This is a genomic window from Vibrio rotiferianus (assembly GCF_002214395.1).
GTDB lineage: Bacteria > Pseudomonadota > Gammaproteobacteria > Enterobacterales > Vibrionaceae > Vibrio > Vibrio rotiferianus.
This window is the reverse complement of the sequence record NZ_CP018312.1, coordinates 3235965-3248601: the sequence shown is the minus strand read 5'-3', so window position 1 is coordinate 3248601 and position 12637 is coordinate 3235965. Positions and strand designations below refer to the sequence as shown.

The 12637-nt window shown below is 44.0% G+C and carries 15 protein-coding genes; 4 read left to right on the top strand and 11 right to left on the bottom strand.

Going from position 1 to position 12637, the window contains the following annotated elements:
* Positions 1-272: 272 nt before the first annotated feature.
* The 4 genes from rpoH to ftsY all read right to left on the bottom strand — a co-directional run bounded on the left by rpoH (position 273) and on the right by ftsY (position 4208).
* Positions 273-1130: an RNA polymerase sigma factor RpoH gene (rpoH, locus tag BSZ04_RS24325; protein WP_038884842.1), complete on the bottom strand. Its 858-nt coding sequence runs from the start codon at positions 1128-1130 to the stop codon at positions 273-275.
* A gap of 175 nt (positions 1131-1305) precedes the next feature.
* Complete coding sequence (gene ftsX / locus BSZ04_RS24320) at positions 1306-2268, bottom strand: permease-like cell division protein FtsX (protein ID WP_010444474.1); 963 nt, start codon at positions 2266-2268, stop codon at positions 1306-1308.
* On the bottom strand, positions 2258-2932 hold the full coding sequence (ftsE, locus tag BSZ04_RS24315) for a cell division ATP-binding protein FtsE (protein WP_010444476.1): 675 nt from the start codon (positions 2930-2932) through the stop codon (positions 2258-2260). Before ftsE ends, ftsX begins: the two co-directional genes overlap by 11 nt.
* Positions 2933-2954: 22 nt before the next feature.
* Entirely contained in the window at positions 2955-4208 is a 1254-nt protein-coding gene (ftsY, locus tag BSZ04_RS24310; protein WP_088881559.1) for a signal recognition particle-docking protein FtsY, read from the bottom strand.
* Positions 4209-4431: 223 nt separating this feature from the next.
* Here ftsY and rsmD point away from each other — a divergent pair, with 223 nt between their 5' ends.
* Positions 4432-5031: a 16S rRNA (guanine(966)-N(2))-methyltransferase RsmD gene (gene rsmD / locus BSZ04_RS24305; RefSeq protein WP_010444480.1), complete on the top strand. Its 600-nt coding sequence runs from the start codon at positions 4432-4434 to the stop codon at positions 5029-5031.
* A gap of 25 nt (positions 5032-5056) precedes the next feature.
* Positions 5057-5323 (top strand): DUF1145 domain-containing protein, encoded by a 267-nt coding sequence (locus BSZ04_RS24300; protein ID WP_010444482.1) that lies wholly within the window; start codon positions 5057-5059, stop codon positions 5321-5323.
* A 66-nt stretch (positions 5324-5389) separates the two neighbouring features.
* Here the strand turns inward: BSZ04_RS24300 and BSZ04_RS24295 are convergent, their stop codons facing one another.
* The 4 genes from BSZ04_RS24295 to BSZ04_RS24275 form a co-directional block, all read right to left on the bottom strand.
* Entirely contained in the window at positions 5390-5974 is a 585-nt protein-coding gene (locus BSZ04_RS24295; RefSeq protein ID WP_010444492.1) for a YhgN family NAAT transporter, read from the bottom strand.
* A gap of 112 nt (positions 5975-6086) precedes the next feature.
* Positions 6087-6308, bottom strand: coding sequence for a YecH family metal-binding protein (locus BSZ04_RS24290; RefSeq protein ID WP_010444493.1), 222 nt, complete (start codon positions 6306-6308; stop codon positions 6087-6089).
* Between the two features lie 69 nt (positions 6309-6377).
* On the bottom strand, positions 6378-6998 hold the full coding sequence (locus BSZ04_RS24285) for a lysoplasmalogenase (RefSeq protein WP_045393357.1): 621 nt from the start codon (positions 6996-6998) through the stop codon (positions 6378-6380).
* Positions 6999-7991: 993 nt separating this feature from the next.
* Positions 7992-8357, bottom strand: a complete 366-nt coding sequence (locus tag BSZ04_RS24275; RefSeq protein ID WP_010444498.1) for a hypothetical protein — start codon at positions 8355-8357, stop codon at positions 7992-7994.
* Between the two features lie 241 nt (positions 8358-8598).
* On the opposite strand from BSZ04_RS24275, the gene BSZ04_RS24270 reads away from it, so the two are divergent.
* Positions 8599-8928: a DUF2500 domain-containing protein gene (locus tag BSZ04_RS24270; RefSeq protein ID WP_010444499.1), complete on the top strand. Its 330-nt coding sequence runs from the start codon at positions 8599-8601 to the stop codon at positions 8926-8928.
* 1 nt (position 8929) lies between these two features.
* On the opposite strand, the gene BSZ04_RS24265 is transcribed toward BSZ04_RS24270, so the two are convergent.
* On the bottom strand, positions 8930-9943 hold the full coding sequence (locus BSZ04_RS24265) for an acyltransferase (protein WP_088881558.1): 1014 nt from the start codon (positions 9941-9943) through the stop codon (positions 8930-8932).
* A 249-nt stretch (positions 9944-10192) separates the two neighbouring features.
* Here BSZ04_RS24265 and BSZ04_RS24260 point away from each other — a divergent pair, with 249 nt between their 5' ends.
* Complete coding sequence (locus tag BSZ04_RS24260; protein ID WP_088881557.1) at positions 10193-10573, top strand: cystatin domain-containing protein; 381 nt, start codon at positions 10193-10195, stop codon at positions 10571-10573.
* Between the two features lie 89 nt (positions 10574-10662).
* Here the strand turns inward: BSZ04_RS24260 and arsJ are convergent, their stop codons facing one another.
* Together arsJ and BSZ04_RS24250 are read right to left on the bottom strand one after the other, a co-directional pair.
* A complete protein-coding gene (gene arsJ / locus BSZ04_RS24255; protein ID WP_088881556.1) occupies positions 10663-11880 on the bottom strand; it encodes an organoarsenical effux MFS transporter ArsJ in 1218 nt (405 codons plus the stop codon).
* A 258-nt stretch (positions 11881-12138) separates the two neighbouring features.
* A complete protein-coding gene (locus BSZ04_RS24250; RefSeq protein ID WP_088881555.1) occupies positions 12139-12633 on the bottom strand; it encodes a cyclin-dependent kinase inhibitor 3 family protein in 495 nt (164 codons plus the stop codon).
* Positions 12634-12637 lie beyond the last annotated feature (4 nt).

Genomic DNA, 12637 nt, shown 5'->3' with positions numbered 1-12637 from the left:
GTGCATTTGGATCTTTTGATCCACAATATGTAGTGATGATCTTGATCTAACTGTGTGTATATTCAGAACTATCCCCAAAACAAAAACGGCGATAAAGCCTTATTTTGTCCGGCTTTCGAACAGTTGATGAATAATTACTTCACAGAGTTATACACAGGTAGCACAGATAAAATGGATCGCAAACTTCATCGAATTTAGATCGACAATAAAAAAGCCGAGATCACATGATCTCGGCTTTCTATGAAAATCTTACTTTGTATTAGGATTGGAAGTTAGAACTCACCAACAGCTAATTTTAGCTTCTTCATCGCGTTCTTTTCTAGCTGACGAATACGCTCAGCAGATACACCAAACTCATCCGCTAGATCTTGCAGTGTTGCTTTTTGGTCGTCTAACCAACGCGAGCTTACGATACGCTGACTACGCTCATCTAGACTTGCTAATGCATGGCTCAAACGGTTATTGGTATGTGCTTCCCAGTTAGCCGCTTCAACATTGTCCGCGACATCTGACGACTTATCTTCTAAGTACAGCATTGGGGCTGTATATGAATTCGAACTGTCGTCTTCGTCTGTTGGCATATCGAACGTTGAATCTATTGCTGCCAAACGAGATTCCATTTCACGCACTTCTGAAGGCTCTACCCCCAGCTCACGTGCAACCGTTTCTACTTCACCATTGTTGAACCAACCTAGGCGCTTTTTCGACTTACGCAGATTAAAGAACAGTTTACGCTGCGCTTTTGTAGTCGCAATCTTCACGATACGCCAGTTACGTAGCACGTATTCATGAATTTCTGCTTTGATCCAGTGAACCGCAAAAGACACCAAACGAACACCCACTTCTGGGTTGAAACGCTTAACCGCTTTCATCAGACCGATGTTGCCCTCTTGAACTAGGTCTGCCATTGGCAAGCCGTAGCCTGAGTAGCCACGAGCAACGTGAACAACAAATCGTAGGTGTGACAAGATCAGGCCTTTCGCCGCATCAATCTCACCGTTGTAGTGTAATCTTTCTGCCAGTCCTCGCTCTTCTTCTGGTGTCAGCATTGGGTAGCTGTTTACAGAACGGATATAGCTATCAAGGCTATCTTGCGTGACTAGGGCCATCGGATACGCTTCGTTTGACATTCAATTCCTCATCAATCTCTGATCTGGAGCAATACATTGCAATTTAGCTTCGCCATCTTGAACTCAAAGTGAACAAGTTGCAAGAAGGGTGAGCAATTATCCATAAACAAATCGTCTAAACAAGAGAGAAAAATTAGCTTGTGCTAATAAATTCCAAGTATAAGACCTTTATCACCTAAACTGGTTCAATTTCTTTTAGGTGTCGCTGCGCGGATACTCGTGCGGCAATACAACCCAATAAACTGCCAGTGATGATCAATAACAGAGATTCATCCCAGCTCAAGCCAATCAAACGGAACTGACTATCGTACAGCGCTGCTAAATCTTCTACCGCACTATTCATTACCACTGTAACTAATGCAGTAACCAACCATGCTATTGCTGCGCCTAGTACTCCGAACCACATACCTGTATAGAGGTAGGGACGAAGAATAAAACTGTCGGTCGCGCCGATCAGTTTCATGGTTTGAATCTCTTCTTTATTTGCTAATACATTAAAACGTAATGTATTGCCGACGATTAAAAATACAGCACCTAACATCAGTATTGTCAGGGTGATGACAATAATACCAGCAAGGGTTTTAATCGCATCTAAACGGGTTAACCAATCCTCATCAAGCCTAACATCGGTAACGTCTTGCTGTTGGCGGACATCCTTCGCTAACGCTTTGATATCACTTTTTAACTCGGTATCTGGCGTAATCACCAACACACCAGGTAGTGCATAACCACTCAACAGGCTCAACGCTTGGTCAAAACCAGCGTATTGGCTTAGATCTGATAGACCTTGTTGTGGCGAAATATATTCCACCTCTTTTACCAAAGGCCAAGTTTCTATCTGATCTTTTAATACCATCACCCTAGCATCTGGCATCCCTTCAACTAAGTAAGCACTAACTTGCGATGGTGAAGCTACATCTTCGGCTGCGCCCGCTACATTTTTACCTAATAGGTATAAACATGCTGGCATGGAAAGCGCCATCGAAATCACGGCAAGGGTAAGGATATTACCTAAAGGACGTCGCCATAACGCACGAAAAGAAGCTTTCGCTTGCTTCAGATGGACGGAGAAAAAACTATCGGTATTTGCACGACCAGTATTACGCCCTTTCTTCTGGGTGCGCTTATTACCTACCATAGTCTTCTACCTCACTAAGGAAACCTTGGTTCAATTCAAAGTGGCGATATTGAGGGCGAGTATTTACTAACCCGATATCATGCGTCGCAAGGAGAATCGTTACGCCAGCACGATTAAATTCTTCAAATAAACGAATAACGCGACTAGACAATTCTGGATCTAAATTACCCGTCGGTTCATCCGCCACCAATAACGTTGGTCGGTTTACAACAGCACGAGCGATACCGACACGCTGTTGCTCACCTCCCGAGAGTTGACTAGGTAGACAACGGGCTTTATCAAGTAGACCCGTTTTATCCAATGCCGCAGAAACTCGGCGTTTGATTTCATTTTCAGAAATCGACTCAATACGCATCGGCAGCGCGACATTGTCGAACACGCTTCGGTCCATCAATAAACGGTGATCTTGAAACACAATCCCAATATTACGACGTAAAAAAGGGATGTCTTTGCTTGGAATACGCGTAATGTCGTGCCCGTTGAACTGGATCTTTCCATCAGTTGGGCGCTCTATTGCACATATCAGTTTCAACAAAGTACTTTTACCCGCACCCGAGTGACCACCTAAAAACGCCATTTCTCCGCGCCTAAGATGAAAATCGACCTTCTGTAAGGCTTGTCGACCACCTCGATATGCTTTGCTCACTTGCTGAAATTTGATCACCGTTGATTACCTCTAACTCTAATTACTCTTCACGGCTAAACAGAGCGTCGATGAACTCTTGAGTTTCGAAAGGACGCAAGTCTTCGATACCTTCGCCTACACCAATGTAGCGAATTGGGATTTCGAACTGATCAGCAATAGCAAAGATAACGCCACCTTTCGCCGTACCATCCAGCTTAGTCAATGTAATCCCAGTTAGAGGGGCCACGTCACTGAACAGTTTCGCTTGGCTAATGGCATTTTGACCTGTACCCGCGTCTAGCGTCAGCATGATCTCATGCGGTGCAGAATCATCAATCTTCTTCATCACGCGCACGATCTTGCGTAGCTCTTCCATTAAGTTAGCTTTGTTTTGTAAACGACCTGCAGTATCTGCAATCACGACATCAACGCCACGCGCTTTTGCCGCTTCAATTGCATCATAGATAACAGATGCGCTGTCTGCACCAGTGTGCTGAGCAATGACAGGAACGTTGTTACGCTCGCCCCATACTTGTAGCTGCTCAACCGCTGCTGCACGGAAGGTATCACCTGCAGCGAGCATGACTTTCTTGCCTTGGTTTTGGAATTGCTTCGCTAGCTTACCGATCGTAGTTGTTTTACCAACGCCGTTCACACCAACCATCAAGATAACGTAAGGGGTTTTGCTGCTGTCGATTTCGAGAGGCTGTTCTACTTTAGCTAAGATTTCTGCCATCTCTTCTTTTAATAGGCCGTAAAGTGCTTCACCATCTTTCAGATCACCGCGAGAAGCTTTCTCGGTCAGGTTGTCGATGATTTTGGTGGTGGTATTCATCCCCACATCAGCAATCAACAGTTGTTCTTCTAGCTCTTCGAAAAGGTCTTCATCGATCTTCTTACCACTGAACAGACCAAAGAAGCCTGCACCAATGTTCGCTTTAGTACGGCTTAGACTGCGCTTAAGACGAGCAAAAAAGCTTTCCGTTGGCTTCTCTTGCTCTTGGATGCGAGGCACAACTGGCGCTTCTGCTTCTGCTTCTGCTTCTGCTTCTGCTTCTGCTTCTGCTTCTGCTTCTGCTTCTGCTTCTGCTTCTGCTTCTGCTTCTGCTAGGACAGGCTCAGGCTTCTCAGTTTCTTCTTCAACAATTGTTTTTTCTTCTGCTTGATCGGCAGCATCTTCTGTAGATTGTTGCTCGGCGGCAGGTACTTCCGCTGCTTCTTCTTTTACTGATTCTTCAGTTGTCGGTTTTTGGCTTTGCTCTTCATCACCAAAACCTAGCCACGAAAGTAATCCGCGCTTCTTTTTTTCCGTCATCTGGGGCTATCCTAGATTGTCTTCTTATCTATTAATGACTCTTTTCTGACAAGAATATTATCTTGACAGAAAAGGCGAATGACAAAGTTGTGAAAACTTTCCAATTAGGTGAATCTAATCTTATTAGTGTTACACTCTGTCATCTTGAATATTCTGGGCTGTATCCAAGCTCAAAGCTTGGGCGATTGGATATAGTATCACTTTATTAGCGGTCAAAAAATCTATGGTAAGACGTCGCCAGCAAAACTCATCACAAAAAAAGCCAACAACGGGCTTTGTTCGCATTATTAGTGGTTTATGGAGAGGCAGAAAGCTACCTGTTCATGACGCTGAAGGTTTGCGCCCAACCACGGATCGCGTAAAAGAAACCCTATTTAACTGGTTAGCTCAAGATGTGCCGCAAGCAAAATGCCTCGATCTATTTGCTGGCTCGGGCGGCTTAGGCTTTGAAGCCGCTTCTCGCCAAGCAGAGCTTGTCACCATGGTGGAGCTAAATCCACAAGCATTTCAGCAGTTACAAAAGAACATTGCATCATTGAATACTAGTAATATTCATGTAGTGAACACCGATGCGTTAAGCTTTTTGAAGCAACCGGGTACGCCACATCACGTAGTATTCATCGATCCGCCGTTTCGCAAAGGCTTATTGGATGAAACCGTGACCTTGCTTGAGCAAAATGGCTGGCTGGCTGAAGATGCGATGATTTATATTGAAACAGAGAAAGAACTAAACATTGCTGGGCTTCCAGAAAACTGGCGTCTGCACCGCGAGAAAACCGCAGGCCAAGTCAGCTACCGCTTATATGAACGCGCAACAGCTTAAAGCCTCAATTTAAAAGGATAGTTAAATGAAAGCATTATTGATACTGGCTAAAGCGGCCATCGCCTTTGTCTGGTTTATATTAATCCTCAACATCTTTATGCCCTTTCCAGGTAAAGCGGCCATTGCGCTGTATATCATGGCGGCATTTTTGTTCATTATGCATGGTCTACAAATGGCGATCTTCATCGGTGCATTTGGTGACAAAATTAAGATGAGCAGTTGGGAGAAATACTCGATTTTGATTTTTGGCATATTTGCTCTGCTCGATATCCGTCGCAAGCATATGATGTAGAAACCTCAGATAAACAAAAGCCGCTCACTAAAGCGGCTTTTTTGTATTCATCCGGTGGACAAAGGCTTAACCCATGTAGCTCTTCACGCCATCAAGGAACATCTGAGTAGAAATCATCACCAAGAGTAATCCCATCAAACGTTCGACGGCTTTCAGACCACGTTCCCCTAAAATACGGTGGAAGAAACTGTAGAACATCAAGATAAAGAACGTCGCCCCCCATGCAATCAACACAGCTGCCGACAGCTCCATAATCTTATCTGGGTGCTGAGAAGACAATAGCAACAATGCAGCAATCACAGATGGTCCAGCTATCATCGGAATCGCCATCGGCACAATGAATGGTTCTTCGCCAGCCGCTAAACCAGTAATACTGCCCGCACTAGGGAAAATCATCTTAATCGCGATGATAAATAGAATAATACCGCCAGAAATACTCAAGGTTTCAGGTTGAACATGAAGGAAGCTCATGATGCTTCGGCCTGCGAAGAGGAATAGCATCAAAATCATCAAGGCAAACAACAATTCACGGATTAACACTTTACGGCGACGCTTAGCATCTAGGTGTTTGAGAATGGACAGCACAATCGGCAAATTGCCGAGCGGGTCCATAATAAGAAACAGCATGGTCGCTGCAGAAAGAATGTCCATGTTCTGACCTCGACAGGAAAATTGGCGGCCAGTATAACAAAGTGAATACGTGAATATATGGTTGAAGGCGAAATGGATTTCCCGCCCTCAACGAATAACGCTTAGCCGCCACTTAGTGATTACAAACGCGCGCCATGTTAACCACAAACTTACCTTCAAGTTCGCGTACTTTTTCGCGCTTTAGCAAAAACTCTAGCAATGCATCTAAGTCTAGATCATTCAGCTTACAGGTATGAAAGCGCGCATCTGTGCCGAAATGAGCAGCAAGTTCATCACGATTCATTGGGGTTTCACGGAGTAGGTTCAGCAAGTTATGTGCATGAATTTCAGTCATCATCGATTCCAATCTTCAAAGTTAGTCTGGGCAGTGTAACTAAAACATGATCGATTGCTTTGACCTAAGTTAGTAAATGATAGAAGCAACAATTAATGCATGGGCTAAGAAGTAACTGCCGCTCACCCAGACATAGGCTCGCTTCATCGGCTTACGATAACCATGTATCGCGTAAGCTAAAGCAGAATAAATCATCACTAAGGTGCCACTAAACCCGATCGCATTAGCAAAGCTTGGCGCTTGTAACCAAACCTCACCCGCCGCCCAAGCCAGTTGAACCAGCATGATACCCATGATCACGACCGGAAAGACCATGGAATCTAACTGTGGTAGCAAGAGGAAGAAAGCCACAATACTTGCAGCAAGCAGTAAAGCTAACAGCCACCACACAATGTCACCATTGAGCTGAACCCAGAACGATTTGCTATAACAAATTTGTGCCAGTAGATAACCGGCAAAATAGAGAGGCTTACGAGATTTAAACGAATGGAGCGTATCAGCAAACATCGAGACCACGAGACCACCCACGATCCAATAAGTATGTGGTGCTGAAGAACCCTCAGTCAGTGCCAAAATCAGTAGCAATAGCAGAGTAAAAATTTTAAATGTTAGAGACTGCGTTGGATTGGCCTGTTTTGCCCCCAACACGGAATACATCCCCGATAGCCCAATCGCTAACCAACTCCACATGCCGATACACCTTTCACGTAATCTCGCCGCTAGTCTAGGTAGACCAATCTTGATGTAAAGACATAATCAATGAAAGTTGGATCTCGCTAGCGAATCAAAACATTTCGTAATCACCACGGACTCAATCAACGAAGTGACAATCTATTCACCTCTAAGAATAGCTCGGCCTTTCAGCTCACCATAGACAATACTGTGAAAAATAAACCGCCACTTTGTTCACCACACGAGCACTATGTGTAAATAACCAACACAAAACTAAAATCCATGACCTCTGCGCACCAAGAGGGACAAAACCGCCTGACCTATAAAGAATAAACCGCTATCAGCCCAGTAATCATGTAGATTAAAAATTCAGACAAATCAACATAAGTAACTGATATAACTAACCATCAAGGAGATAAGTCGAAAAAATCCAACCATTGCCAATCAAGACTGAGCCTATCCGTTTTTGAGGCTGTAATTTTCTCATCAGATAGGAAAATACGTTTCCAAAGCCCTTAATTTAAATCGACCTAACTAGCATTAAATAGAATTTTCTCAACTTTTGAGAAATTCAGCAAAAATAGATCACCAAACACACCTTAGAGACAATAAACACTATAACACCATCACATTAACCATATTTAACACTTAAAAATCATAAACTTAAAAACAAAAAGAAGAAGAATTAGACAAGTCGCACACTTTAACAACAGCACAAAAAACACAGTTTTATTAGTCAATAAAGGGTCAATAAACGAAAGTTAAGTGTTAGTTTTGAAAAGTTTTGTGCTTTGAAGTTGATCAACAGCCAAAAACAGTGCTATATTATTTACATCGAGTTCATCAATGATTTTAGGGGTAGTGTTATGATTTCTTCTTCTCAAAAACAAGGGCTGGTAATGATTGCAGTGGTTGTTGGTTTAATGACACTGCCAATGATGTACTAAGTTACTGTTTAAAATAAAAAAGGGACGCTTCCGCGTCCCTTTTTTATTGTTCAATTTTTGTAGTCTACAAATGCTTACTTAGAATATCCCAGTGCATGTAATAGAAGCCAAGAGCAGCAAGCGTAATCAAGGCCATTAACAAAATAGCCGCTCGCCAAATAAAGCGAGAACTTCTTGGCGTAAGTTCCTTTTCACAGGCATCACATGCCGCCATAAAGCCTTTTCTGTCGTCCAACTTATAGTCTTCTTCGTGAACAATCTTATTGCGCACGGTTGCGATAAAGCGTAATTTCGCTATAACGTCGTGTGGCAAACGTTCTTCACAGCTGCTGATCAATTGATGCAACCCCTTCCCTTCCGCATGATATTGCGTACGCAGAAGTTTTTCGATGGTTCGGGTACGCATGACTACTTTCTCAATATCTGACATCGCAACCCTCCTTACTTGACCATTCCTTTGTCTGTCATCTCATTCTTCTATAAATTTAGAACTTTTTCGAGTCAAAAGGTGCAAATTTCCTTTTAAATTGTGCTCTTGAACGCATATAAAATGTGAAGTGCGCCGAATAAAATCTACGACGCTTTTACTAGATCACGAATAATTTATCTCAACTCATAGTTTAATCAGGGAGTTCTGTAAAATAGGCGCCAATGAAACATTGGAGGTTATCATGCCAATCTCACTTATTTTGGCTCTATTCGCCCTAATTGCACTTGGTGCATGGGTATTTTTCCGCTTCTACAGCAAGCATTACTTTGGCGAAGACGCACCTGAACAAAGCGCTCAAGTGACCATATTAGACAAGCAAGTAATAGAAGTGCCAGAAGCAGAGCCAGGTCAAGACGACCAAGAATATTGGATTTATGTACAACGCGGCTCGATTGGACCAAAACGCGAGTTTCAAATCGGTGTGCACTATTACCACGCTCTAAATCCCGGTGATAAAGGCACACTGACTTACTGTGGCGACAAGTTCTTACACTTCGCCCTAAAACGCTAAACTACGGCAACAACCAGCGAGTCTTGGCGGACTTGGAGAACAAATAGCTCATCGCCAAGGCTCCAGCACCGCTTAATACAATCCACACCGGAATCACCCATGCAGGGTGCCCTTGATACCAACCGAACACTTTCATCGGCCATAAGAAAATTGGGTGGAGAAGATAAATACCCAAACTGTGTTGGCTAATAACACTCACCACTTTTTGCGCTTTTGGCGCCAAACCTTCTCCAAAGTAACGACACAACATAAAGATCATCGACGCAGCTAAAATCACATTCAATGTTTTGTATGATAGCCAACGCCCCACTGTGTATTTATCTGCCTCTAAGCTATTTGCGACAACCATAGTAAACGTCACCACTAATGCCACCAGCCCAAGCGCAGCAAACGCTGTAACCATAGAACGATTGAGCGGTACTTTCTTAAACAAAACATAACCGAGTGGTAAATATCCCATATAAAGCCAGTATTGATTACTCCACGGTCCATCAATTTTGAATAAGAATAAAGTGCTGGTGAGTAGCCAAACCGCCAGATACGCATAGAGGACACTGTCATCACAATTACGGACTACCCATTGAAACAACGGAATCACAAAATAGAGCGGAATAAAGTAATAGAAGAATCCAAGGTGGTAGTAGGTTGCATGATGCGGACTGTTGCTCACCACTTCTTCAACGGTGGCAAAGTCAAAGCCTTGCGCCGTCCAGCCTGACAAATACGCATAAAACATCGACCAAATAATAAAAGGGACTAATACCTTACCTAAGCGCCGTTTGAAGTAGTACTTGGCATCAAAAGGACGCGTATCGCTGAGCATCAATGCCCCCGTGATCAAAATAAAAACTGGCACTGCCCAACGCGTCACGCTGTTCACACCCACCGCGGTTAACCATTGGTCAAATGGAATCACGCCCAATTCATTACGATATGGCGCTAACACATGGATGGCGATCACTGCTACCGCCGCCACACAACGTAATAAGTCGAAAAACAGAACCCTTTCTCTCATACCCTTTCCTAATTTGCGTAACTTCACGCCTATAGCATAGGGCAATTTTCATCCAGTGAAATAGTTAACAATCTGTTTTTGCTTATTTTTAACCCTACAATGACGCTAGAACATCATTCATCTGCAAAATAAATCGCTCCAACATCTATTGCGAAGTGAATTCGGTAACCCTAAGCTTTCTCGGATATGAAACAGCTTTAAACTCTGTGTTCCTTTAGGATGCCAATTAAATTATTAAGAGAGGTCTTTATGAAGAAAACATTATTAGCGTCACTGGTTTGTGTAGTGGCTTTAGCTGGATGTAATCAAAAGGAAGAGGCCGTGGCACCAACACAATCGCAACCGGAAGCGAACCCTATCTGCAACGCTGAAAACCTTGCTGGCGGTTGGTCACAAGGAGAGGTAACACCTGAGGCTCAACAAGCACTCGACTTTGTACTTGGTCAGATGAATACCGCAGCGAAGCTAAAAGAAATCTTGAGCGTACGAACTCAAGTCGTGAATGGCCTTAACTACGCGATTGAATTCGAAATGGACAATGGTGAAGTTTGGAACACCATCGTTTACCGCTCACTGAAAGGTGATATGGAAATGACGCAGCCAGCACAACAGGGCCGCATTTGCCCATAAGCAAGATTTACTGATTTGCGATACTGAATCGTAAAAACAAAAATGGCTCCCAAAGCGGAGCCATTTTTTATTCTGAATCGTAAATCGATTTAAGCCGTTGCCACTTTGGCTTTTGGTAGCTTGATAGAAATTAGAGTTGTCAGCGCTAAGAAGGCAAAAGAGACCCACAGACATGCCGCCAGCCCCGCTTCTTGGTAAATCCAACCGGATAGAACCGTACCAATCAAACGTCCCATCGCATTCGCCATATAGTAGAAGCCGACATCCAGTGAAACGCCATCACCTTTCGCGTAGCTGACGATAAGGTAAGAGTGCAAAGATGAATTCACCGCAAACACCGCACCGAATATCATCAAGCCCACCACAATGACCAGCTCTGGTTGCCAACCGACTTGCACGCCGTAAGCAATCGCGCCAGTGATGACAGCAAGGATACCCGCCCAAATCAATGCCGCACTACCATCTGGCACTCGACCTTGCGCTTTACCGGTAATACGAGGCGCAAAACCTTGAACGAATCCGTAAGCAATCACCCAAGCCGCAAGGAAACCACCCACCATCAGGTGATCCCAACCAAACACGCTGCCAAGATAAATTGGCAGTGCAACAACAAACCACACATCACGAGCGCCAAATAGGAACATACGTGCAGCGGAAAGAATGTTCACCGACTCTGACTTGGAAAAAATCTGACGGAACTTAGGTTTGCTCTTCGCCTTACCCATATCCGCCTCAAGCCAAATCAAGCTGCATACAAACACAACGGCCAGCACACTTGCCATGATGATCATCGAAGTTTGGAAACCAAACGCTGATAGCAGCAAGCCACCAACGAAGAAACCCGCACCTTTCAGCGCATTCTTCGAGCCAGTTAAGATCGCAACCCATTTGTACAGCGCACCTTGCTGCTCGTCTGGCACCAAAGTTTTGATCGCGCTCTTGGCACTCATCTTGTTTAAGTCTTTGGCAATACCTGAGATTGCCTGCGCCGCCATCACCCAAGGAATGGTCAACCAAGCATTAGGCACTGCCAACATCAGCAAGGCAAAAATCTGCATCCCTAAGCCGACGTTCATGGTTTTGTTCAAACCAAGTCGAGCACCTAGCCAGCCTCCAACCAAGTTGGTCACTACGCCAAAAAATTCATAGAAAAGAAATAGCGAAGCAATGGCTAAACTTGAGTAGCCTAAGTCATGAAAGTAAAGCACCACCAACATACGGAGTGCACCATCCGTCACGGTGAAGTTCCAATAGTTGAACGTCACCAGCATATACTGACGGATACTTTTGCTTAGTTTTGAAATCATAACGACCTCAGATGTACAGCGTTTAGGGCATTTAGATCATGATGTTCCAAATGCTCTACAACCTGAACACCAGCATTGAGTCATCTCAATACTGGCGCTAAATTGTGAAACAAGAACTGATTAAACAACCAAACATTATTTATTAATAAACAATGAGTTAAACACAAAACCAATAAACAAGAATCACATAAATTGGTAAGCCATTACGGCATAAAGAGAGCTTTTGGATCATGATGCACCAAAAGCTCTACAAGCTGATCAAGCGCTTTTAGCTACACGCTCGATGTACTCAACTTGTACTGGCTTAGTGAAAGCACCAGGGCGCAAAGCTTGTACTTCACGTACGATATCTTCTAGCGCCCAGTCTTTCTCTAGCAGTAGGTGCGCAGCAAACAAGCCTGTGCGACCAGAACCACCCATACAGTGCATTGCAACCTTGCCACCTTGAGCAAGAATCGCGTGCAGTTCAGGGCTCGCTCGTGACCATTTTTCAGCGAAGTCTTCGCCTGGAGCACAGTCATCTTCAATTTCAATTTGGAACCATTTCATGCCCAACTGTTGGGTTATATCGCCCAATGCAGACACGTCTTTGGACGCTAATTCGGCATCATCAAGGGCAGTAACAATCACTTCTACACCTTGCGCTTTTAGCTGCTCTAGCGAAGCTTGCAGTTCCACACCTTTGGTACCTGGACATGGAGTCAGTACCAATGCGCCCATTTCTAAATCTAATAGCCATGTAGGATGAGACATCTTA

Coding starts and splice junctions, on each gene's coding strand:
- BSZ04_RS24265 (WP_088881558.1), bottom strand. CDS start 9,943: ATGAGAGAAAGGGTTCTGTTTTTCGACTTATTACGTTGTGTGGCGGCG.
- BSZ04_RS24290 (WP_010444493.1), bottom strand. CDS start 6,308: ATGACTGAAATTCATGCACATAACTTGCTGAACCTACTCCGTGAAACC.
- BSZ04_RS24250 (WP_088881555.1), bottom strand. CDS start 12,633: ATGTCTCATCCTACATGGCTATTAGATTTAGAAATGGGCGCATTGGTA.
- BSZ04_RS24270 (WP_010444499.1), top strand. CDS start 8,599: ATGCCAATCTCACTTATTTTGGCTCTATTCGCCCTAATTGCACTTGGT.
- BSZ04_RS24285 (WP_045393357.1), bottom strand. CDS start 6,998: ATGTGGAGTTGGTTAGCGATTGGGCTATCGGGGATGTATTCCGTGTTG.
- ftsY (WP_088881559.1), bottom strand. CDS start 4,208: ATGACGGAAAAAAAGAAGCGCGGATTACTTTCGTGGCTAGGTTTTGGT.
- BSZ04_RS24260 (WP_088881557.1), top strand. CDS start 10,193: ATGAAGAAAACATTATTAGCGTCACTGGTTTGTGTAGTGGCTTTAGCT.
- BSZ04_RS24275 (WP_010444498.1), bottom strand. CDS start 8,357: ATGTCAGATATTGAGAAAGTAGTCATGCGTACCCGAACCATCGAAAAA.
- BSZ04_RS24295 (WP_010444492.1), bottom strand. CDS start 5,974: ATGGACATTCTTTCTGCAGCGACCATGCTGTTTCTTATTATGGACCCG.
- BSZ04_RS24300 (WP_010444482.1), top strand. CDS start 5,057: ATGAAAGCATTATTGATACTGGCTAAAGCGGCCATCGCCTTTGTCTGG.
- arsJ (WP_088881556.1), bottom strand. CDS start 11,880: ATGATTTCAAAACTAAGCAAAAGTATCCGTCAGTATATGCTGGTGACG.
- ftsX (WP_010444474.1), bottom strand. CDS start 2,268: ATGGTAGGTAATAAGCGCACCCAGAAGAAAGGGCGTAATACTGGTCGT.
- rpoH (WP_038884842.1), bottom strand. CDS start 1,130: ATGTCAAACGAAGCGTATCCGATGGCCCTAGTCACGCAAGATAGCCTT.
- rsmD (WP_010444480.1), top strand. CDS start 4,432: ATGGTAAGACGTCGCCAGCAAAACTCATCACAAAAAAAGCCAACAACG.